Consider the following 20,552-nt stretch of genomic DNA (forward strand, 5'->3'; position numbering starts at 1 on the left):
AGAGTGGAGCCCTGTGCAACGTGGTGGTCACCTACGCCGCTGCTGGTGACCGCTGGAGTGAGGAGCGTCGTCTGATTGGTTCCGAGGGTTCGCTTCTGATCCGGGACAATCCCGAGGACGAGATGCCCCTTCTGGCCTTCCACCAGGACGAGTTCCGGCCCCTCAAGGTCATCAACCCGCCCGAGATCAGCAGTTGGGCAACGCGCGAGGCAGTCATGAGCTTCGTGGATTGCGTCCTGCACGACAAGGACAGCGACGTCACCCTCCAGGAGGCACGGTCAGCCGTCGCGACGATCACCGCCGCCTACGACTCAGCCCGTGACCGCCGCCGAGTCGAGGTCGTCGCCTAACCACAGGCCATTCCCGAGACGCCGCCTACTACTGCCCCTTCTCCGTCGGCCCTGCGTGCTCGCGGACCATCTTCTCCACGGCCTGCGTCACCTTTTCCCTGCGCTTCGCGTCGGCCTTCACCTTGTCGGCGTAGGCCGTGAACTGCTCAATGGTCACCCCGGCTTCCTTCAGGATGGCCCCCAGGACCGCCGCCATGACTGTCTCGTTGCTCCGCTCCTTCTCGCTGAGCTTGAGCACCGCCACGGTGTACTTTGCCGTCATCGCGGCGAACTTGTCGTCATTGAGCGGGCCCTCGGGAACACGCCAGGGCTTGGCAGCGGAGTCCTTCGCCCCTCCGGTCGCAGGCTTGGGTTTCGCCCCTGAGGTCTTGGCCGCGGGTGATCCTGTGCTTGCCTTCGGTGCGGTCCCCGCCTGACCGGCAGCGACCTCCGTCCCGCCGGCCGGTGTACTCGCAGTGGGAGCGCCGGGTGCCTCGGAGGTCGTCGCCTCGGCGTTCACCGCGGGACTTGGCGCACTCTCCCCAGGAGCCGGGGCTGCCAGGTTCGCACTCGTATCCGCGGGAGCCTGCTCGCGGTTCCTCCCACACCCCGCAACCATCACCAGCGTCACTACCACGACAAAAGCGGCCCACAGAAGGCACCGGTCGCGCTGAGTTCTCTGTCGCCTCAAGTTGATCGTCTCCTGACTGCTTCGATTTGCAGCTTACTTGATACCTCCGGCGGTCAGCCCGCGCACCAGGTGCTTCTCTACCGACAGGAACAGCGCCATCACCGGGATGGTCGCCAGCAGGGCCGCCGCCATGAGGTAGTGCCATTGCGTCTCGTACTGGCCAATGAAGCTCGGAATCGCCACCGTCAGCGTCCGCAGTTCGTCGCTGGGGACGAAGGTCAGCGCGAACACGTACTCGTTCCACGCGCCGATGAAGGCGAAGATGACCGTCGTCACCAGACCCGGCAGAGCCAGTGGAAGGATCACCCGCCGGATCGTCTGCAGTCGCGAGCAGCCGTCGATCAGCGCTGCCTCCTCGATCTCCTCGGGCACCGTGCTGAAGTACCCCGTCAGCAGCCAGATGCTGAAAGCCAGCGAGCATGCCGCGTTCACCAGGATCAGCGCCAGGAACACCTTCCAGCCTTCCAGCGCCTCGGCCACCCAGCCGGAGGGGAAGACATGAATCCACTTGAAGGCGTTCACCAGCCCGTCGTCCGTCTGGAGCAGGTGGTAGTTCTGGAACTGCGCGAACAGGGCCAACACCAGAACAATCGGCGCGAACATCTGCGTCACGAGTATCCCGAACAGCAGCGCCTTCTTGCCCCAGAACTCCAGGCGGCTCAGCGCATAGGCGGCCGGAAGCGCACACAGGATGTTCAGCAGCGTCGCTCCGGTCGCGACAATCAGACTGTTCAGGAAGCACTGGCCCAGCGGCATTGCCCGGAAGCACTCGATGAAGTTCGAGAGTTGCCAGTGTTGGGGAATCAGCGAGTAGTGGGCCTGCCCGTAACCGCTGATCTCCTGCGGCGACTTGAGCGCCGTCGAGAGCATCACAGCAAAGGGGAACAGGACCCCCACCAGAACCGGGAGGATCGCCAGGTAGTACAGTCCTTTGAGCCAGCCAGGTACTCGCATTTTGCCTCGAGGTTTCAGGGCTCCAGGTAGGTCATGAAGCCGGTCATGCCCGGCAGCTTCAGCAGGTCTCGGTCAACGTCCGAGTAGATGCTGGTGCGCGACAGGTACAGCTCCACGCCCGCCGCCTTGCAGGTCGGGCCGAAGTACTCTCTCAGGTCCTGCTCCAGCGGCCGCATCGCCACCTCATCTTGCTCGCTTTGCACGTAGCCCGGACGGTGCATGGAGTTCGGGTAGTGCCACCCGCCGGTGATCACCCCGACCACCAGTCCGTCCACCAGCTTCTCCTCACACCACCTTCGCCAGTCCAGCCGCATATTGCCGTAGGGAGGGCCTATCGTGTCCGAGCGCGGCATCGCAACCACGACTTCCTTGCCCGGGATGGCCTGCCGGGCATCCCGCAGCAGTTGGGTCAGTCCCTCCCCGAGCAGATCATACCACTCGGGTCGCGAGAACTCCTCGGTGCGCAGGTCCTTGCCGTAGCGCCGCCGGTACTCCTGCACGACGGGCTCATTGTAGCCGAACTGGTCGGCGAAGTCAGCGGGCTGTGAGTGTGTCCGCGTGCACAGGTATAGCCCGTCGAAATCCCACTTGGCCATCAGGTGCCGCAGCACCCCGACCATGTACTCCCGCGCCTGCGGGTAAGCGTAGCACAGAACCCCGTACTGCCGCTGCTTCCCGTCGCGGCTCTCCATCAGGTACTCGGGATGCTCAATCGTGAACCGCGCCTCCCACGGGAAGGGTGACGCGCCTCCATAGAGCACCGAACTCGGACTGCCGCAATCGAAGATGGTCTGGTACGCGTAGACCTTGATCCCCGCCGCATGACACTGCCGCAGGATCTCGGCGTGCATGTCGCCCTGAACCTGCGCCAGGGCCTTCATGTACCAGTGATCCGGCGGCATCCGGCGCTCGCAGAACTCCAGGATGTACTCCTGGTCGCAGCGCAGGAAGACCTTCTTCACGCCCCGCCGCTGACACTCGCGAACTAGCTCCAGCGCATGCTCGGGCCGGTTGAGTTGCCGCCAGCCCTTGCCCACCACAATCGCGTCGCCGAAGCTCACATTGATCGCATTCGTCAAGCCGGTGGTGTCCATCTGGTAGCGGTCGTCGTCAGGCAAGGCTGACAGACGTGCCTGCGACACCGTACCCTTCATCCAGGCATCCTGATCCTGCCCGGTCTTCTCGTCGCGGTACTGGTAGCGCCCCAGCCACAGCTCCGGTCCGCCACGCTTCAGCGGCCCACGTCCTCGCAGGCTCACCACGCTCCGACCGTTGACATACAGCAGGCACAGGTCGGAGGCGCGGTACTCGAAGCTCACCTCAAGGTCTTGCCCCAGCGGCAGCGCCTGTTCATAGCTCCCCGCCAGACGGCCCGATTGCGTCTCCAGCAGCACCCGCAGACGCCCCTGACCATCCACGTACACGCAGAAGCACCCCGGCCAGGAGAGGGGCACAGTACCACCCCGCCTCTCGTCGAGGCGGAAGCGCACCTGCACGCGGAAGCTCACCGGCTTCCAGGAGTCCGGCACAGCGACGCCGGCATAGCTCCCGGCAGCGCCGTCAAGCACAAGGGCGCTCTGGTCACTGCCGGGTTCAGTGGCCTCGCGAGCAGTGCCGTGAAGCGTCACCGGCGCCGTCAACTCGCCGAAGCTGACCGTGGCAGCCATCGCTGGTGCGCTGAGCGCCAGGCACACAAGAAGCGCCGTAAAGGTGGGACGGCTGATGACGGAGAGGCGCATGGGCGATGGCTCCCGGCAAGTGAGGTTACTCTTGTGGGTGCAATTCGCCGCGCAGGGCAGGGGAGACCTTCCGGCGCCGGGGCAAGGCGCCAGGCGGTTGCGAGTCCCAGGGGCAGCCTGGGGTTCTCAGTGCCGGTGTAGCGGGGGATCCTCCCGCATCTTGGCACGTCTGCTGAGTGTGGCACAGATCGCGGGCTTACGGCCGGACACGACGAACCTGACCTGGTCTCCGGCCTGCAGACGGGTGTCCGGCTGGGGAACGACTTCCTCTACGCCGCGGGCAACGGTCACGACGAGGCAGCCCGGTGGCAGCCCGAGATCATCGACCCGCCGTCCCTCCATCCACGAGCGGGACTCGACGGCCAGCTCCAGAGTGACCGCCTCTGTGGCATTAGGGCGCTCCGGCACGCCCCGGCGGTTGAGGTCATACTCCAGCAGTGCCTCATAGATCGGCTTGTTCCCGAGGCGCTCAGCGACGAGGAAGGCCACCATGCAGGCCACCAGCAGCGCCAGAAGCTGGTCGTAGTTGCTGGTCATCTCGAGGATCAGCACGATCCCAGTGAGCGGCGCGCGCACGATCGAGGAGAAGGCCGCCGCCATCCCGACCACCGCAAAGGCCGCCGGCGTGTTCGCTACCTCCGGGAAGGCCAGTCCGCTTACCTGGCCGGTCATGAGGCCGACGAGGCTCCCCAGCACCAGCAGCGGCGCGAAGATACCGCCTGGCACCCCGGCCCCATAGCTGACGATGGTCATCACGAACTTCGCGACGAAGAGCACCACCAGAAAGCCCACGCAGCCGACCGCCGCGTATTGCCCGCGGAGGACTGCTTCGGCGGTCGAGTGTCCGCCTCCGATCGCCTGCGGAAGCCACCAACCCACGAGTCCTGCGAGGACGCCGACCAGCCCCGCCCGTAACCACACAGGCATCCCTGACCACGAGTGGAAGCGCCGCAGTGTCCACAGAAGACTGTGGTTGAACACCACACCCACCAACCCGGCAAGGCCGCCAACCACTGCAAACAGCGGCAGCGCACTCAGCGGCGGCATCGGGTATCCCCTCACATGGAAGGAAGGAACCTGCCCGGTGAAGGTGCGCGTCACAACGTCCGCCACCACGGCAGCAATCAGAGCCGGACCGTAGGTCAGAGGCGACAGCTCGCGCCGCAGTTCCTCGATCGTGAAGATGAAGCCCGCCAGTGGTGCGTTGAAGGCGGCAGCCAGTCCTGCACCGGCGCCGGCGGCGATCAGTTGACCACGTGTGCGATGGGGTAGGTGCAGCCTGTCTCCGACGGCCTTGCCGACAGCCGCTCCCATCTGCACCGTCGGCCCTTCGCGACCCAGGGACAACCCGGCGCCGATGGCCAGCACGCCTCCCACAAACTTGACCGGCAGCACCCGCAGCCAGTTCAGCGAGCGCACGTGCATCAGCACGCCTTTGACGTGCGGGATGCCACTGCCTGAAGCCTCCGGTGCGAAGCGCGAAGTCAGCCATCCTGCCAGACCGGCACAGAAGCCCCCGAGGATCGGCAGCACCAACCATCCCCAGGCAGGGAAGGCATGCAGGTGCGCGAAGAGCGAGGTCCGTGTCCCCTCTGCGAGCTGCAGAGCCTGTTGGAACAGCACCGCCGCAACTCCACTGCCCAGTCCAACGAGGGTTGCGGGCACCGACTGATGCCGACGACGCACCCTCAGCCTCGGGCGCTCTGCACGGGCTTCGTGACGCCCGGGGTGCCCCCGTTCACTTCCCTCGGCCTTCTCGACCTGGGGCGCTTCCTTACGTGGCATATCCCCCTCGATGGAGGGCTGTTGCATACAGATCATCCCTGGGACCTGGCCCAGGACCGTAGTAGATTGGCTCGGCGCTGCCGCTCCTGCAGACGGTTGTTGCCGTGCTCAGAGCAATCCTGGCGCTATCCCTCAGACTGCCCGGCAGACGCCGCAAGGGCCCCCCTGGTCGACTCCTTCTCTCGTGGGAACGCCCGTCTCGTGAGAAGGTCGATCAGTACAGCACCCAGCGGTGCGGTGAGCAGGATGCACAGGACCGCCATCGCCAGGATGCTCTGCCCACCCGGGAAGCCGAGCATTAGCGGAGTCGCACCCACCGCAGCCTGAACGGTCGCCTTCGGTACCCCGCAGGCCATCCCGAGGGCGCGCTGAGGCTTGCTGAAGGGCGAGCCCGCCAGACACAGCCAGGCTCCGACACTGCGCACCGTCAGACCGATGGCGAGGAGTATGGCCCCGTGGAGACCAACTTGCAGGGCGGGTTGTGGGTCGACCATGGCACCCAGCAGCACGAAGAGCGCTACCTCGGCGAACACCCACACCTTGCTCAGCTTCGTCGCAACTTCAGCGCCGAAGGTGTCCGAGCGGTCCGTCAGCGCCAGACCCATTGCCAGCGTCGCCGCAAGTCCCGAGAAGGGCACGATTCCCCGCAGCGCCTGCTCGGCGGCCAGGAGCAGGACCGCCAGGCTAACCATGATAAGTGTGCGCTTGGTGGCCCGCGGGTTGTGATGATGGAACACCCGGTACAGCACCCAGCCTAACAGCCCACCGACGACAGCCCCGGTCAGTACCGCAACCGGCAGCCGCCACAGGTGCTCCGCAATCTGACCTGCTCCCTGAAGACCACGCAGGTCCAGCAGCGATGCGAACAGCAGCACCGAACACGTGTTGTCCAGTGGAGTCGCTGCGAGAACCAGCATCGGCAGGTCCTGATCTCGGCCCTCCAGCCGGTCCGCCAAACCAGCCATCGCCGGGACCACTACCGCCGCAGACACTGCAGCCGTCATCGTCCCCACCAGCGCCGCCTCGAGTCCCCGCAGTCCCAGCAGGGACGGCGCCAGCAGTGCGACCGCCGCGGCCTCAAGACCCAGCGGCACCGTTCCCAGTGCGATCACACGCCAGCCGAGCCGCTGCAGCGTCTCCCGTCGCAGCATCAGCCCCGCCCGAAGCAGAATGACCACCAGCGCCACCTGGCGCAGGTCGGCCGACACGCCCAGTAGTTGCGGGCTCAGCCAGTCAAGACCCTTCGGCCCCAGCGCCAGGCCCACCAGCAGCATGCCAACCAGCCCCGGCAGACGAAGCCGACGAGAAACATGATCTGCCGCGAGCCCAAGGACAAGTACTAGTGCGAGACTGGTGACCGCCACAGGAGAACCTCGAATCCCGGGGAGGGACGCAAACAAAAAGACTCCCCCGCCCTTATCAGGTGGTAGGAGTCATCAGTCGTGCAGACAGTTCTGGCGATCGGAGCGCCAGGGCGAACTCCATCGCCCGTCGGCGACACACTACAAGGCGGCCCCGGACGCTGTCAAGTCACGCAAGGTCCCGCAGAGCTTCATCCCCTGCGTGTTCGGGGCGTCCCAAGGGCCGCCTTGCTCTTCCGCGCTTCCGTCAGCTCTAGCGGCCCCACCAGTACTTCGACGCGGTGGTGTTGCCGGTGTCGCCCTCGATCGCCGAGCGGCTCATCCACTTCGCGTGCCCATCCACGAAGCCGAGGTTCACGCCGTCGTTATGGCGAAGCTGCAGCCGAGCGGTGCCGGTTTGCCCGTAGGTCGGATCGGCCGGGTACGTGTACAGATAGTAGGTCGGGTATACGACGTAGTAGTTGCAGTCCGCGTACCAGATCGTCTCGGCCGGGGTCTTGATGTCGGACATCGTGATGTAGTAGTAGAAGAAGGTCATCCAGTAGTTCATGCCGTAGCCGAAGGTCGTGTCTGGCGCCGTGAAGTTGAAGCTCCAGGTCGCCTGTGAGTTCGAGGGGCAGATGTACAACTGGTCGTTCTTGGTATAGGGGTAGATCATCATGGGCCAGTTCAGATAGCCCGTGCCGCCGTAGAACGGGTAGCCCGCGATACTACGTCGCCCCTGGTAGTGCCCGAAGAACGTCTCATCGTAGTCCTGCAGGTACATCTGCGAGCCCAGCAGGATCTGCTTGATGTTGCTCAGGCAGCTCGTCTGCCTTGCTTTCTCTCGGGCTCTGGCGAAGACGGGGAACAAGATCGCCGCGAGGATGGCAATGATGGCGATCACAACCAGCAACTCAATGAGGGTGAAACCACGCCGCATGGCAAACCACCCCAATCCAGAACAGTGTCCCCAGCCGCTCATCTCCCAACTTGTTAGTTTATTCCCAGAGGTGTCCTCAGTCAATCCCGATCCTATCCCAAAGGACGCGAACCCTTTGCCAAGTCCACCACTACCACCCATAATGGCCCAGCGGCTTCCTGACCGTCGTCTACAGAACCGGAGTTGCCCATGACCACCCTTGGCCTGATCGGCGTCTATCTTGCCGTAGCTGCCTCCGCCGGCGGGGCGCTGCTGGGCTTGTCTCGCCCCGGTGCCACTCGAGTCCTGCGAGCATGCCGCGTCGTCGCGCTGATCGGTTGCGGGCTTGCTTTTTGCACACTCACGGTCCTGGTGGCAACCGGCGATGTCACCGTTGCCTACGCCCAGGATCACCGGGCTCCCGCCGATGCACCTGTTGGATACCGCATCGCCGCCGTCTGGGCCGGGCAAGCTGGTGGGCTACTTCTGTGGTGCCTGGAGATGGCGCTCGTCACCCTGTTCCTCAGTCCGCAGCGCCAGCCCCGGGCTACGGCCGTCCTCTTCGCGATCCAGACCTGTCTGCTCGGACTGGTCGCCCTTGGCAATCCCTTTGCCCCGGCCTCCTCCGAGTCGGCCGGCGGCCTCAACCCTCTCTTGCAGCACCCCATGATGCTGATCCATCCGCCCATGCTCTTCCTGGGCTATGCGCTGCTGTCCGTTCCTTACGCTCTCACTCTTGGCGCCCTGATCGACGGCACGCCAGACCGCTGGCCTCGGACGGTCTGGCCCTGGACTCTCGTCTCCTGGCTGGCCCTGACCTTCGGCAACGGTTTCGGCGCGGAATGGGCCTACAAGACCTTCGGCTGGGGCGGCTTCTGGTCCTGGGATCCGGTGGAGAACACCTCCTTCGTCCCCTGGATCCTCTGCGCCGCGACGGTTCACTGCCTCTGGCTTTCCGGGCGACGTCCGAGGGCTCTCCGCTGGGCCGCAGTCTGTGCCCTGACAGCCTACCTTGCCGTTCTCTACGGGTCCTTCCTCGCTCGGAGTGGGCTGCTTGCCGGGGCAAGTGTCCATGCCTATGTGGTGGGGGAGAAGCTCATGCAGTGGGCCCTGACGGCCCTGCTATCTCTTGCCGCGGTAGCTGCCGGGGTGTTCCTGGCTTTGCGCTGGCGCAGTTGGGCTGTGGCTCCCGAAGCTGAGACGGAGACCGCACCGACGGGCACCTCGTCCCTCGTAACCTGGGGAGTCGGCGCCTTGCTGGGGATCGCCTTCCTGGTTCTGGTCGGCATGTCCCTGCCCATGTTCGGCCCGGTACCGCAGACGCTGGCTTACAACACCTTCCTCATGCCCCTGGGTGTCCTGCTCCTGGTCCTGATGGTCCTCTCCGTCACCGGCGCAGCGCTGCCACCACGTCTGGCCTCGGTTCTCGGCCTGGCAGTAGCCGCCCTGGTTGTGGTCATCGTGGTCCTCTCTCTGGTCATCACGGTACCCGACGGTTACGCTCGCATCACCGCAGTGATCCTCGCTCCCCTGCTCCTGATCGCCGGACTCACCGGCTGCCTGGAGTGCCTGTGGCAGTTGCTCCGCAGGCGGCGTCCCCTTCTCCAGAGCGGTTCATTGGTTGCGCATCTGGGCGTCGCGGCGCTCCTGTCCGGAGCGGTGATGTCCGGCTATGGTACTCGCAGCGACCAGGGCTTCCTTCCCCTTGGCTCACAGGCGGCGGTGGCCGGACACGACCTGCGCCTCAAGTCGGTCCAGGCACTCTCGCCGGAGGTCATCGCCGCAGAGCTCGACCTCGACGGCGAGCCCGCGAGCGTCCAGATCGAGCACAGCAGCAAGTTCAGCGTGGAGCTCAAGCGCGCGTGGATCCGTCGGGGACTGCTGCGCGACCTGTACCTCACACCTCTGGCACTGTTGGCCGAGCCCTCTGTGTTGCAGGGGCAGAAGGTACCTGCCGGTGCGATGCTGCAGGTGAGTCGCAAGCCAGGCATCTCCCTGGTCTGGGCTGGACTGCTCCTGATGGCCCTCGGCCTGTTCCTTGCCCTCCTGCGTCGCCTTCGTTCCCTCCCGCAAAAGCACGAAGCCACCTGAGCTTCTCAGGTGGCTTCGCAACACCAAGTCCGGTTGTAGGCGTCTCCGCAAGTGCGCCGCTGCCTTAGCGCTCGTCCATCGCAGAGACCTTGCCGTTGGTCGCGGTCAGCTCGATCTTCTGGTACCACAAGGTGATCTCTTCCATCAGTGTTCCGTTGGGCAGTTCCGCCCCCGTGCCGGTAGCCGTATACCAGCGGATATCGAGCACATGGGCATCCGTGAGCTTCACTGTATAGGCTAGGCTCGACCTCGCCATGGCGTCCGTCACCCAGCAGTCGAAGGCCACAGAGGCGAGCTTCTCGTTGTGGGCGATGGCGGTCAGGAACTGCGGCGTCGCCGGGCTCCAGGCCTTGCGCACGACCAAAGGTCTGTGCTGGCGTGCTCCAGTGGTCGGGGCACCAAAGGCGCCGACCCCGCCGCCGATGGAGACCACCTCCATGGCATCCTCGTAGCCCTTCCGTGGCTCGTCACCCCGGAACCTGCCCTGCGTCGCGCCGGTCACGGTCATGAGCAGGGAGCTGGCCGAACCTAGTCGAGGGGTAACCACCGTCGCCTCGAGCGCCCGAGGCTGGGACATGATCTGTGCGCCTACGACTGCCGGTAAGGCCATCGCCGCTACGACCCCTAGCCACGTCCCTCTCATCGCCGACCATCCCTTCGGCCTCTTGGCCTCTCTCGATTCCTCTCCGAGCGCCCCACCTTCGCTGCCATCAGTGCTTCCACCAGCCAAGCCACAGGCCCCACAAGAAAACCGCAAAAAGCACGAGCAGCGGCGTCAGAAGCAACGCCACCAGCCGTACCAGGTTGCGCACGTCCACCCAGTCCTCGAAGAGACGAGGGGGTGGCCCGTCGGCGCCGCGCAGGACCTCGGCAATGACCTTTGGGCGCTGCCGAAGTCCCTCCGAGCCTAGCATGACCCAGTCGGCGCGGTCGAACTCCCCGGCCGCAATCAGCTCTTTCAGGTCGCGCAGCTCATAGGGTCCCTGCGCCTTCTCACCATACAGCAGCCACCAGCCGACCTCCGCGCTGCAGGTGGGACAATGCAGACCCGTAGGGCGCAGTCCCTCGCCGCACATCGGGCACTGCAGACTCATTCTCAAGCCCTGCCTTCGGTGCCGGTCCTTCCGCCTTGAGGTGCCGTCCTTACATCGTGATGCCGCCGGCCTGGCCGCCCTGATCGGCCACCTTCTGGATGGCCTTCAGAACCTCGATCGGCAGCGCCAGGACCACCGTGTTGCTCTGGTCGGAGGACAGGTCGGTCAGCGCATTCAGCGTCCGCAGATGCAGGCCGCCGTCGACGCCGCTGAGTTGCTTCGCGGCCAGGACGAGGTTGTCGGCGGCGATCCGCTCACCCTCAGCCCGGATGATGACCGCACGACGCTCTCGTTCGGCCTCTGCCTGCTTGGCGATGACGCGCTTCATCTCTTCCGGAAGCAGGATGTCCTTGAGTTCCGCGTTCTCGACCATCACGCCCCAGGGCTCTGTCTGCTTCTCCACGATCTCCCGCAGGTGCGTCGAGACCTGCTCGCGCTGCGAAAGCAACTGGTCCAGCTCAACCTGACCGACGACGTTGCGCATGGTGATCTGCGCAAGCTGTGAGGTCGCGTAGGCGTAGCTTTCGACCTCCAGCACCGACTTCGTGGCGTCGATGATCCGGTAGTAGAGCACCGCGTTGACGTGCACGGACACATTGTCCTTTGTCACGCAGTCCTGGCCGGGTATGTCCACGGTCTTTACGCGCAGGTCGACCTTCTGGTAGCTCTGGATGATCGGGACGACGATCCGCAGGCCGGGAGGCATCACCCCGGTGAACCTACCGAAGGTGAACTTCAGGCCGCGCTCGTATTGTTGGATGATCTTCAGCGACGCCAGGATCAGGATGGACAGGACGATAAGGAGCACGGTGTTGCCGGGCGACATTGGTGGTCCTCCTTGCTCAAGTTCGGCGAAGAGACAACAAGCGCGGCATGACTTCGCCGAGTACCAGCGCTTTCCTGCCTGCAATCGTGCCTTTGTGGAAGGTAGGTCTCACTTCCGGCGCGAACAGGCCTACCATCCTCCCCACAGCAAGGAATCCGAACATGCTTCGCTTCCGAACGTATCTCGTGGTCTTCGCAACGCTCTCCTGCTTTGCACTCCCCACAATCCTCTACGCAGCGCCACAGCCCCTGGTCGGCGCCAGGGACTTCAACGGTTGCGCCTTCGCCCCTGATGGCGGCAGCATGCTCTTTGGGTGCAAGAACGGGAAGGAGTGGGAGATACGTCGTCTCGACCTGCGGGCCTCGACCCTTCAGGCCGGAGTCGCTCTCAAAGCTTCCGACGCGACGCTGATCACCACCGGTGTTACCCCCGTGCCCTTCCTGGGGGGCGGCAGACTCCTCTTCGTACGCCGGGGAAAGGAGGGCGGGCTGTGGGTGCGCGACATGAGTGGAGGCCGGGAGGTCCAGCTCCGCAAGGACCCCTTCTTCGGGCTTCCGCCAACCATCTCTGCCAACGGTCGTCTGGTACTCGTCTCTCGCTCGGCCGGCAAGACCCATCGCATCGGCACCATCGACGTGCGGACCGGCGACTACAAGTCCCTCGCCGGCGACGACATGACGCAGCCGGCCCTCAATGCAGCCGGTACCCGCCTGCTGTTCATCCGCGCCGGTCAGGTGTGGGTGCGTGATCTCACTTCGGGGAAGGACAGCCAGCTCACTCGGGTTGCCTTCGAGTGCAGTGGGCCTACCTGGGGACCGGGCGACCAGACTCTTGCCTTCGCCGCCGCGGACACCCAGAAGTCGGGCGGCATCGGCCTGCTCAACCTCTCCACCGGGCAGCTCAGTTGGGTTGCCACGGGACTGCGCGAGCCTGCCAGTCCATCTATCGCGCCGGACGGCAGAAGCCTGGTCTACATCGCCGGCGGCGCCTCGGACAAGGACATGGCCCTCTATCGCCTGTGGCTGTGAGGCCGGGCCTTAGCCCGCTTCGCCTGCCTGGGGTGCTTGTTCGCCGGGCTGCTTGCTGTCGCGAGGTTCGTCGAGCCGCCGGGAGGCCACGATCGCTACTCCCGAGATCAGGGTCGCCGCGCCGAAGAGCGGAAGGTAGCCGCTGAAGGGCACCAGAATCCCCACGCCGATCGGCAGCAGACTCAGGGGCAGCAGGAAGGCGTTGGCGAAGCTCAGGTAGGAGGTCCGCTTGAGGCCCGGGGCGATGTCCAGCATGTAGTTGAACTCGCCCATGTCTCGCGCCGCCTGCAGCAGTCCGAGGGCGAGGAAGGTCGCCGAAAGCAGCGTCGCACAGGCGGCGGGAGGCGGCGTGCCCGCTGCCGGGAGGTAGGCCAGAAGCGCCGAGGCTGTCGCGAGGCCGAAGGTCAGCACTCCCAGCCAGGTACTGATCACGATTACCCTTCGATTCCCGTGCCCGTCACTGACGCGCCCCAGAACCAGCGAGCCGCAGATCTCGCTCACCATTCGCAGGCTGAGGAACATCGCCGCGGACCGGTCGGGCAGCCCGAGAGCGACCTTCCCGAAGGCCACGAAGAACGTCGGCAGGGCGGCCGTGAGACCCAGCAGGAACTTCAGCCGCAGCAGGCTCCGGTAGTTGTCATCGCGCTGCAGGATTCGCACGCCGCGAGTGAAGTGCTGCCGTAGCGACAGCCGGTGACGAGCCGCATCGGGGTTGGGTTCACGCGTGAGGGAGAAGACGGTCCAGGCGGCGATCGATAGCACCGTGTTGATCACGAACAGCATCCCGTAGTTGGCCGGGAAGGCATAGGGTGACCGCGGGGAGAGCAGATAGTCGACCAGCGGCGCGGCCACGATCAGCGACAGCACCAGGCCGATGACCCGTCGCCCCGTCATCAGGGATCCACGCCGCCGACTGGGCACCGACCTTGCAGTGATGTCGCTCCACGCCAGTTCCGCCACGCCGTTCCCGACCATCAGCAGAAACAGGCATCCCAGCAGCACCGACAGGACGATCCACGGCTCGCGCCCGACTCCGGTCAGCAAAGCTCCAGAGGCCGTGCACAGGGCACCGACTCGCACGACTGACCACAGAATGTAGGGGGGACGCTTGTGCGGCCGCGCGTCGAGGAGTCGTGAGGCGAAGAGCTGCATCGCTACACGGGCCGTGTCCTGCACTGCCTGCGCAAGCCCCACGGCCCATTCGGCCCCCACGAGGCGCAGCACCAACAAGGGTACCACGGTTCCGAGGTCGGCCGCACGTCCGCCCGCATAGGACAGGGCGCCGTTCGCCACGTTGAGGTAGAAGTTGCGGCGCTGCAGAGGCGGCGCGCTGTCCGTCCGGTGAGAAGCCGGCATGAGATCGGGCATGGGGCACCGTCGGAACCTTCACGTTCGACGCGCCCGCGATGTGCTCTCCAAAGCGTCGGACCGGGTTGCCTGGGTCCGCGGCCCCCATTCTACACTACGCGTCCAGTCCCCTCCGCACCAGGGCGCCGACGCCTGCAAGAGGCAGGTACGTGTTCGGGCCGCCACGAACACCTCGCCGAACGCACTTCCAGAAAGGAAGCACCGAACATGTCGCGCCCGACACTCGTGCTCCTCCTGCCTTGCCTTCTCGCCTGTGCCTGCTGCTGCGCCCAGACGGCCGACCGCGTTGTCCTCTTCAGCTTCGAGGAGGGCCTTACCGGGTGGTGGACAAACCCCTGGGGAGGCGGCAAGGCCACCATCGAGCTCGTGCCCGGCAAGTACGGTCAGGCTCTGGGCATGGCCTGGCAGGACGTCCCTCGCGGCGGCAACATCATCAGTGCCTACTTCGACGAGAACGCGCCCTGGCGCGGCCCGCAGTGGCGGTTCCTCAGTCTCTGGTACCGCGGCGATGGGTCACAGGCCACCGTCAACCTCGTCGTTCACTGCCAGAGCCCCGACGGCAAGGAGCTGTCCTACAGCCGACCGCTGCCGATGGACAGCACCCAGTGGCGGCGGTGCAGCTACGACCTACGGACCTTCTGGAACCGCGAGGGCATCCCCTTCGACAGCGCCAGGATCCGCCGTATCCTCATCTCCGGCACCGGCACGCGCCGCATGGCCATCGATCAGATTGCTCTGGAGACCCGCCGGCGCACCGAACCCCTTGAGCCCGAGGCGGAGTTGCCTGCCGGAGCGCCCCAGGCCGAGCTGGCAGCCCTGGACGACTCCTGGCTCGTGCGTCTGGATCCTGCCGGGCTGGGTGGCAAGTCTCAGGTCTCCGCCACTCTCACCTGGCCCGACGGCACCAGCAGCCAGGCGACTCCCGTCGAGGTCTCCTGGCCTCCTCAGGACGACGTTCTGGTGAGCGTCCCGGCGACGGACCTCAGCGAAGGCAAGGCCAACCTGACACTGGGTGTCAGGTCCGAAGCGGGCGCTAAGCTAGAGCTTAAGTACCGTTTCGCAGCCGCTTACTCGCAGCAGACTCGGGAGCCGAAGCTCGGACTGCTGCCCACACCGAAGCAGATTCAGGTTCGCGAGGACAGCCCCGGAATGGCCCTGAGCGGCGAAGTGACCGTGCGCAGCTACGGTCCGGCCGAGTTGTTAGGCTCCGTGCCGCAGTACCTGGAGGAGCAACTCCGTGACCGCTGGCGGCTCCCGACGAAGGCTATGCCCTCCGAATCCGGGGCCGGTCTCGCCTTCCTGACGCTCTCGACCGGCCGCGGGCCCTCCGCCCTTCCCGGCAATCTCATGGCCCAGCTCCGCCTGCGTGGCTCCGAGGCCTACGCTCTGCTGGTGGATGAGAACGGTGTCACAGTGGCGGCGACGGCGCGTCCCGGTCTGCGCTACGGAGCCATCACCCTTCTGCAGTTGGTCGCCGAGGCCCGTCGTGCCGGGAGCGCGAACCTGCCCTGGGTGCGGATCGTGGACTGGCCTTCGCTGCCGGTGCGGGCCATCTCGGCGTCCCTGCCCACGGACCGCTGGGGGTACCCGAACGATGCACCCGCCGATCCCGCCTTCTTCGAGCGCTTCCTCGTGCGCACATGCCTGGAGCACAAGCTGAACACCGTCGTACTGATCGTGCGCCAGGGCATGAAGTACCGCCTCCACCCGGAGATCGACGGTCCGGCGGCGTGGTCGCAGGATACCGTCCGCCACCTGGTGCAGACCCTCAAGTCCTACGACATCAACCCCATCCCCTTGCTTGATTCCCTGGGGCACTGCAGTTGGCTGGTGATCCCCTTCAAGCAACTGCGGGAGGACGGCGACACGCAGACGCTTTGCACGCGCCACCCGGACAGCAAGCGGATCCTGCTCGACTGCTACGGCGAGGTCATCGACGTGTTCCAGCCCACCTACTTCCACATGGGCCTCGACGAGGTGCGCTGGCAGACGCTGAACACGCCCGAGGAGAACCGCTGCAAGCTCTGCGCCGGCCTGGACAAACGCGACGTCTTCGTCGATCAGGTCGCGATGCTCCACGACTACCTGACCTCGCGCGGCGTCAAGGCGATGATGTGGGGCGACATGGTCCTCCGCGCTCACAACGGTGGGCCGCCCTTCAATCTGGCCGACATCGTCGAGAAGCTGCCTCGGGACATCACGATCTGCAACTGGTCGAAGACCCTTGACGAGGGGTCCAACTACCGCTTCCAGCGACTGGGCTTCCCGGTGGTCCAGTCCAACTCATGCGGAGTGAACCCGGCCCAGGCCCCCGAGGTCATGGGCAACATGTTCGGCGTGTGGGACAAGACGCCGTGGCTGACCGAGGGCGCAGTCGGCGTGAAGGACGAGTACTGCTACCTGCCGGTGATCGAGGCTGCCGAGTACTCCTGGAACCTCTACCCGGACGCCCTTGCCTCGCAGCCGCCGATGGACGATTCCTTCTTCGCTCCCCGGTTGGCGGCGCTGACCCGAACTGCCCTTGAAGCGCCGGAGAGCGGCGCACAACCCCTGAGCCTCCCCGGGGTTACTCCCGGCCCCTTCTGTCGCGCGGGAGCCCTGGAGTTCACGCCCGCCGAGAAGCCAGTGACAGTCAGCCCTGAGAGCTCTGTGAAGGTGCCCCTGGGGCGGCGGCTTCAGGCGCTATGCCTTCTAGCAGCCGCGACGACGCCGGGCGGCAAGGACGCCCTCTACAAGCGTCTCCAGAGCAAGGACTGCTGGAAGGGCCTGCCGGTAGCGGAGTTGGTGGTTCGCTACGAGGACGACACTGAGGTGACCAGGCCGATCAGCTACGGCCTGGACGTGCGAGACGCGGTGAAGCAGACCTTGCCCTACACCTACAACGCGGTCGGCTACTGGACGGACGCGGAGGGACGAACCTGGTACGCCCTGCAGTGGGTGAACCCCAGGCCCGACCAGACGATCCGTGAGGTCGAGATTCGGCCCGTGGCCGCCGAGGCACAGATGCTGCTGTCGGGGCTCTGCGTGCAGCCGGCTCCCTAGGCGCGACTAGACCCACTGCGACGGCTCGTAGTCCTCCGGGTGCGCCAGCAGCACGGCGGGGTTCTCGCGCACCCGGGGGATCATGAGCTCGCAGAAGGGCTGCGCCTGGAGAAGCAGCAAGGACGCCTTGCCTGCCTGTCCCCGTTTCAGCAAGCCCCGGTGCATCAGCTCGGGCTCAAAGCGTGGGTAGTCACGACCGGGACCATATCGGTGGATCCGCAAGGGGACCGGGATATGCCGTCCGTCGGGCAGGATCACCTGCGCCGCCACCGGCTCCGTCACGCACACATAGGGTGCGCCGGCCATCTCCTCGACATGATGGAAGAGCGTGTTGCAGGAGAGCTCCACACCGATGAACAGCACCTTCCCGGACGCCAGTCGCAGCCGGTGGAAGGGCGAGAGCAGACCACAGGGCGTGACCGCCCGCTCGTGACCGTCAGTGAACCAGGCGGCCTCATGGCCCAGAGCGCACACCGAGTGCGTCGGTCCCAGGCTGCGCAGAGCATCAGGGCGTTGCCGGGCAGCCTCCGGGATGTGCCCGGTCCAGCAGGGGTCCACGTCCGGCCGGAACACCGGCGGATTCTCAGCGCTTAGCTCGCGGTGGCCGGTGAAGGTGGGGAAGGCCACTGTGCCCTGTGGGCCGACTGCCGCCAGCAGGGCGTCGATGACGGTCTGCGCGCCACCCTCGACCCATCCCAGCGAAGACAGTGAGGAGTGCACCAGCAGCAGTTCGCCCGATTCCACGCCGCAGGCGCGGACTCCGGCGGTGATGTCGGCCTGCGATGTGACCTCCGGCGGCTGAGTGGTCTGCGAGGACACGGGCGCACTCCTGTTCCCTGTGCCGAGTCCGGCGCCGGTACCTCACGCAGCCCTGCTTCGCAGCGGGTACACCATCCGTGCTGCGTCCTTGAGCAGCAGGATCATGTCGTGAGTCTCAACCGGCCGGTTCTCGCTGTCTGGGTAGCGGATCACGGCGTGGGTGATCACGATGTACGGCTTGTCTGAGTCGTTGAAGGTGTCACTCATCCGCCGGTTGTATTGCAAATGGATTTCACCCTCGACGGATATCCCACCTTCGAGGACCACGCGGACACTCTCAGCCCTCGTCGTCGACCGCAGGGCTGCCACGAAGGTCGGGCAAGTGTCGCAGGTAGTGCGCGGCAGGTCGCAGCAGGGCGACACAGCTACGTCCCAGCAGTTGCCGCCGGCCTGTGCCGTGCGACACCCCTCACAAAGACTGCCTGCTCTCGGATGGACCTTGCGGCACGTGCAGCGGTTCTTCATGTCGGTACTGATTCCGTCGCCCACGACCTCCATTGCGGGTACCTCCCGTCCGGCGAAGGCCTTCTGCGCCTCCTACCGGGTACAACCTTGGCCGTCCAGGCGGGTTACTTGAGTCCGTGGTGAGGCGGAACCCGTGGGAGAACGTTGTCTGCGGGAGGGTAGGGAGAGGCAGTGAGCGGCTGAGAATCGCTACCCGGAGGTGAGGATCTTGCGGGCTTCTGAGACCAGATCGGAGGGGACGCCCAGGGCAACCACCTGCTCGAATTCCTCGGCAGCACGGGCCGGGTCTTGCCGCTCGCGGTACAGTCGGGCCAGGGCCATATGCACCCGGGACTCCTCCTCCTGCGCACCATTGGGGCGTGAGCAGGCGGCGGCCAGGTCTCGGTAGCGCTGCACAAGCTCCAGCAGCTCCGGCTCATCGAGGGAGTCAGCGCCCTTGCTGATGTCCTGCCACTTGTGCAGTTGGATGACCCGTGCGTTGAGTGCGTCGAAGTCGTGCTTCGGGTCCTGGCGCGAGACGGCGCGCATGACCGAGTTCCCGTCCTCCACATGCAGCGCACCGAACATGTGGCCCATCTCGTGGATGAGGGTCTCGGCAACGGCGCCGGCCGACATGGTCCACTCGCTGGCCCGGCCGGTGCTCACGTACTCGAAGGAGAAGTCCCGTGCCAGCAGGTACGGTCCCATATGCGGGCAGCCGAAGCCGGTCCACAGGTGCATGGAGGCGAGGTCCAGGTTGGCCGGGTGATCGGGGAAGACTTCCAGGATGAAGCCGACGGTCAGCTCCGGGTGTGCGGAACCTACCGCGGACTTGATCGCCGCGTTCTGGATCTGGAAGTCACTGCTGGAAGGCGGGTCCCAGCTTACCAGCCGGGTCACATCGAAGCTGATCCCGAAGGGAATGGCGAAAGCCTGGGAGACCTGGTCGAGTCTCGCCCGGATCTTGGTCTCCCAGCCTGGGTCGGAGGTCGCTTCCCTGTCGATTGCGCAGGTGACGGCAACACGGCGTGGCGAGGCCAGGCAGGCGTCGATCGCGGCTGAAAGGGCGTCCGCGTCCTGAGTGCGCCCGGCTGTCTGCGCATAGCGGAGGTTCAGGCGGGCCAGGTGCAGAGCGTCCCGGTAGGCGCCCTGGCGAAACCCTTCCTTCAGCAGAGTCGTCGCACTCGCCAGGTCGAAGGACTGTCGCCAGAACTCCGGGGCCTGCGGCGACTGGGAGTAGTGCAAGGCAAGCAGCAACTCGGCGGCCGCCACTGCGCCGGGCCATGTGTGGCGGCCCTTGAGGTACTCGTCCCACAGCTCAAGGGCGACCTCACCCTTGCCCTGCCGCAGGTATCCACGCACGGCAAAGGAGGCCAGCGAAGCCTGCGTCAGTGACGGTTGCGAGGGGATCGAGGCCAGAGCCGCCGCCAGCGACGGGTCGGCGTTGCCGTTGCTCAGGGCCTCCTTGCTGCGCTGCTGCACCAGTTCGTCGACCTGCGTCTTGAGTTTCTCGCGAAGCGCCGGCGACCCATAGAGGAGTTCGGATCCCCTGGCTTCCTGGCTGAGGTGAAGGACCGTCTCGACGTTCCCCTGGGCCAGCGCCTTGTCGGCCCCTGAGACCGCATCCTCCACCGTCCGCACCACCAGGGTCGAGCCGTTCCAGGTGGCGATCAGCCCGAACATGTCTGCCAGCAGATTCATGGCCTCGGGGAAGGGCCGGTCCTTGAGGGAGAGGGTTACCCGGGCGACGTCCGAGGACCCGAACACGAGGCTGCCGCCGACCTGCTCGGTGAGAGTAGACAGCACGTCGGTCAGCGGGCTGCCCTGGGCCTCCACAGTCACCGGGTGAGTGTCAAGATCAACCGGCTGAGCGGCGGCCAGAACCGATAGAAGAAGAAGCGACAACAGCAGCGCTGGGCGCATTGCAGTCAAGCCTGAGAACCCCGGAAACGATGGCGATAGCAGCGTGCGTCTCGTGGACGGTATCATGGCGGCAGGACGGCGTCAAGACACAAGCCGACACGAAGCGTCAGGGCGGCCGAAGAGCCATGGGTCAGTCTGCCCTGGCGCTCTTGGTGTG

The 20,552-nt window shown here is 65.7% G+C and carries 17 protein-coding genes and 1 riboswitch; of the genes, 4 read left to right on the forward strand and 13 right to left on the reverse strand.

From position 1 onward, the window contains the following. A partial coding sequence (locus ABFE16_02380; GenBank protein ID MEN6344119.1) for a hypothetical protein occupies positions 1–350 on the forward strand: 350 nt, incomplete at its 5' end. 28 nt (positions 351–378) lie between these two features. On the opposite strand, the gene ABFE16_02385 is transcribed toward ABFE16_02380, so the two are convergent. The 6 genes from ABFE16_02385 to ABFE16_02410 all read right to left on the reverse strand — a co-directional run bounded on the left by ABFE16_02385 (position 379) and on the right by ABFE16_02410 (position 7,781). Then, positions 379–1,020 carry a hypothetical protein gene (locus ABFE16_02385; protein ID MEN6344120.1) on the reverse strand — a complete coding sequence of 214 codons (642 nt, stop codon included), beginning with the start codon at positions 1,018–1,020 and terminating at the stop codon, positions 379–381. A gap of 33 nt (positions 1,021–1,053) precedes the next feature. Beyond that, entirely contained in the window at positions 1,054–1,974 is a 921-nt protein-coding gene (locus ABFE16_02390; protein ID MEN6344121.1) for a carbohydrate ABC transporter permease, read from the reverse strand. A 14-nt stretch (positions 1,975–1,988) separates the two neighbouring features. Continuing rightward, complete coding sequence (locus tag ABFE16_02395; protein ID MEN6344122.1) at positions 1,989–3,713, reverse strand: family 10 glycosylhydrolase; 1,725 nt, start codon at positions 3,711–3,713, stop codon at positions 1,989–1,991. A gap of 126 nt (positions 3,714–3,839) precedes the next feature. Beyond that, positions 3,840–5,498 carry a H(+)/Cl(-) exchange transporter ClcA gene (gene clcA / locus ABFE16_02400; GenBank protein ID MEN6344123.1) on the reverse strand — a complete coding sequence of 553 codons (1,659 nt, stop codon included), beginning with the start codon at positions 5,496–5,498 and terminating at the stop codon, positions 3,840–3,842. Between the two features lie 125 nt (positions 5,499–5,623). Beyond that, on the reverse strand, positions 5,624–6,862 hold the full coding sequence (locus ABFE16_02405; GenBank protein ID MEN6344124.1) for a cation:proton antiporter: 1,239 nt from the start codon (positions 6,860–6,862) through the stop codon (positions 5,624–5,626). 56 nt (positions 6,863–6,918) lie between these two features. Further along, a riboswitch (Fluoride riboswitch) is annotated at positions 6,919–6,996 on the reverse strand. 116 nt (positions 6,997–7,112) lie between these two features. Next, positions 7,113–7,781: a prepilin-type N-terminal cleavage/methylation domain-containing protein gene (locus ABFE16_02410; protein ID MEN6344125.1), complete on the reverse strand. Its 669-nt coding sequence runs from the start codon at positions 7,779–7,781 to the stop codon at positions 7,113–7,115. A 189-nt stretch (positions 7,782–7,970) separates the two neighbouring features. On the opposite strand from ABFE16_02410, the gene ccsA reads away from it, so the two are divergent. Continuing rightward, complete coding sequence (gene ccsA / locus ABFE16_02415; GenBank protein ID MEN6344126.1) at positions 7,971–9,851, forward strand: cytochrome c biogenesis protein CcsA; 1,881 nt, start codon at positions 7,971–7,973, stop codon at positions 9,849–9,851. Between the two features lie 64 nt (positions 9,852–9,915). Here the strand turns inward: ccsA and tssD are convergent, their stop codons facing one another. From tssD to ABFE16_02430, 3 genes are all read right to left on the reverse strand, one after another. Then, the gene (tssD, locus tag ABFE16_02420; protein ID MEN6344127.1) at positions 9,916–10,494 is read right to left on the reverse strand and encodes a type VI secretion system tube protein TssD; all 579 of its coding nucleotides are present in this window, start codon (positions 10,492–10,494) and stop codon (positions 9,916–9,918) included. Between the two features lie 67 nt (positions 10,495–10,561). Then, a complete protein-coding gene (locus tag ABFE16_02425) occupies positions 10,562–10,945 on the reverse strand; it encodes a hypothetical protein (protein MEN6344128.1) in 384 nt (127 codons plus the stop codon). Positions 10,946–10,994: 49 nt separating this feature from the next. Continuing rightward, the gene (locus tag ABFE16_02430) at positions 10,995–11,771 is read right to left on the reverse strand and encodes a slipin family protein (protein MEN6344129.1); all 777 of its coding nucleotides are present in this window, start codon (positions 11,769–11,771) and stop codon (positions 10,995–10,997) included. Positions 11,772–11,932: 161 nt separating this feature from the next. Here ABFE16_02430 and ABFE16_02435 point away from each other — a divergent pair, with 161 nt between their 5' ends. Further along, positions 11,933–12,799 carry a hypothetical protein gene (locus ABFE16_02435; GenBank protein ID MEN6344130.1) on the forward strand — a complete coding sequence of 289 codons (867 nt, stop codon included), beginning with the start codon at positions 11,933–11,935 and terminating at the stop codon, positions 12,797–12,799. Between the two features lie 9 nt (positions 12,800–12,808). Here the strand turns inward: ABFE16_02435 and ABFE16_02440 are convergent, their stop codons facing one another. Continuing rightward, positions 12,809–14,167: a hypothetical protein gene (locus tag ABFE16_02440; GenBank protein ID MEN6344131.1), complete on the reverse strand. Its 1,359-nt coding sequence runs from the start codon at positions 14,165–14,167 to the stop codon at positions 12,809–12,811. A 207-nt stretch (positions 14,168–14,374) separates the two neighbouring features. On the opposite strand from ABFE16_02440, the gene ABFE16_02445 reads away from it, so the two are divergent. Further along, positions 14,375–17,209 (forward strand): glycoside hydrolase family 20 zincin-like fold domain-containing protein, encoded by a 2,835-nt coding sequence (locus ABFE16_02445; GenBank protein ID MEN6344132.1) that lies wholly within the window; start codon positions 14,375–14,377, stop codon positions 17,207–17,209. A 6-nt stretch (positions 17,210–17,215) separates the two neighbouring features. On the opposite strand, the gene ABFE16_02450 is transcribed toward ABFE16_02445, so the two are convergent. The 3 genes from ABFE16_02450 to ABFE16_02460 all read right to left on the reverse strand — a co-directional run bounded on the left by ABFE16_02450 (position 17,216) and on the right by ABFE16_02460 (position 20,395). After that, positions 17,216–18,028 carry an AAC(3) family N-acetyltransferase gene (locus ABFE16_02450; protein MEN6344133.1) on the reverse strand — a complete coding sequence of 271 codons (813 nt, stop codon included), beginning with the start codon at positions 18,026–18,028 and terminating at the stop codon, positions 17,216–17,218. A 42-nt stretch (positions 18,029–18,070) separates the two neighbouring features. Beyond that, the gene (locus ABFE16_02455) at positions 18,071–18,526 is read right to left on the reverse strand and encodes a hypothetical protein (GenBank protein ID MEN6344134.1); all 456 of its coding nucleotides are present in this window, start codon (positions 18,524–18,526) and stop codon (positions 18,071–18,073) included. Between the two features lie 156 nt (positions 18,527–18,682). Next, positions 18,683–20,395, reverse strand: a complete 1,713-nt coding sequence (locus ABFE16_02460) for a M12 family metallo-peptidase (protein ID MEN6344135.1) — start codon at positions 20,393–20,395, stop codon at positions 18,683–18,685. Between the last annotated feature and the right edge of the window lie 157 nt (positions 20,396–20,552).

The organism is Armatimonadia bacterium (assembly GCA_039679385.1).
In the GTDB taxonomy this organism is placed as follows: domain Bacteria; phylum Armatimonadota; class Zipacnadia; order Zipacnadales; family JABUFB01; genus JAJFTQ01.

What these genes read in the sequence shown, in the direction of transcription:
- ABFE16_02390 (MEN6344121.1), bottom strand. Translation starts at nt 1,974, where the DNA reads ATGCGAGTACCTGGCTGGCTCAAAGGACTGTACTACCTGGCGATCCTC.
- ABFE16_02395 (MEN6344122.1), bottom strand. Translation starts at nt 3,713, where the DNA reads ATGCGCCTCTCCGTCATCAGCCGTCCCACCTTTACGGCGCTTCTTGTG.
- clcA (MEN6344123.1), bottom strand. Translation starts at nt 5,498, where the DNA reads ATGCCACGTAAGGAAGCGCCCCAGGTCGAGAAGGCCGAGGGAAGTGAA.
- ABFE16_02410 (MEN6344125.1), bottom strand. Translation starts at nt 7,781, where the DNA reads ATGCGGCGTGGTTTCACCCTCATTGAGTTGCTGGTTGTGATCGCCATC.
- ccsA (MEN6344126.1), top strand. Translation starts at nt 7,971, where the DNA reads ATGACCACCCTTGGCCTGATCGGCGTCTATCTTGCCGTAGCTGCCTCC.
- tssD (MEN6344127.1), bottom strand. Translation starts at nt 10,494, where the DNA reads ATGAGAGGGACGTGGCTAGGGGTCGTAGCGGCGATGGCCTTACCGGCA.
- ABFE16_02425 (MEN6344128.1), bottom strand. Translation starts at nt 10,945, where the DNA reads ATGAGTCTGCAGTGCCCGATGTGCGGCGAGGGACTGCGCCCTACGGGT.
- ABFE16_02430 (MEN6344129.1), bottom strand. Translation starts at nt 11,771, where the DNA reads ATGTCGCCCGGCAACACCGTGCTCCTTATCGTCCTGTCCATCCTGATC.
- ABFE16_02435 (MEN6344130.1), top strand. Translation starts at nt 11,933, where the DNA reads ATGCTTCGCTTCCGAACGTATCTCGTGGTCTTCGCAACGCTCTCCTGC.
- ABFE16_02440 (MEN6344131.1), bottom strand. Translation starts at nt 14,167, where the DNA reads ATGCCCGATCTCATGCCGGCTTCTCACCGGACGGACAGCGCGCCGCCT.
- ABFE16_02445 (MEN6344132.1), top strand. Translation starts at nt 14,375, where the DNA reads ATGTCGCGCCCGACACTCGTGCTCCTCCTGCCTTGCCTTCTCGCCTGT.
- ABFE16_02455 (MEN6344134.1), bottom strand. Translation starts at nt 18,526, where the DNA reads ATGGAGGTCGTGGGCGACGGAATCAGTACCGACATGAAGAACCGCTGC.
- ABFE16_02460 (MEN6344135.1), bottom strand. Translation starts at nt 20,395, where the DNA reads ATGCGCCCAGCGCTGCTGTTGTCGCTTCTTCTTCTATCGGTTCTGGCC.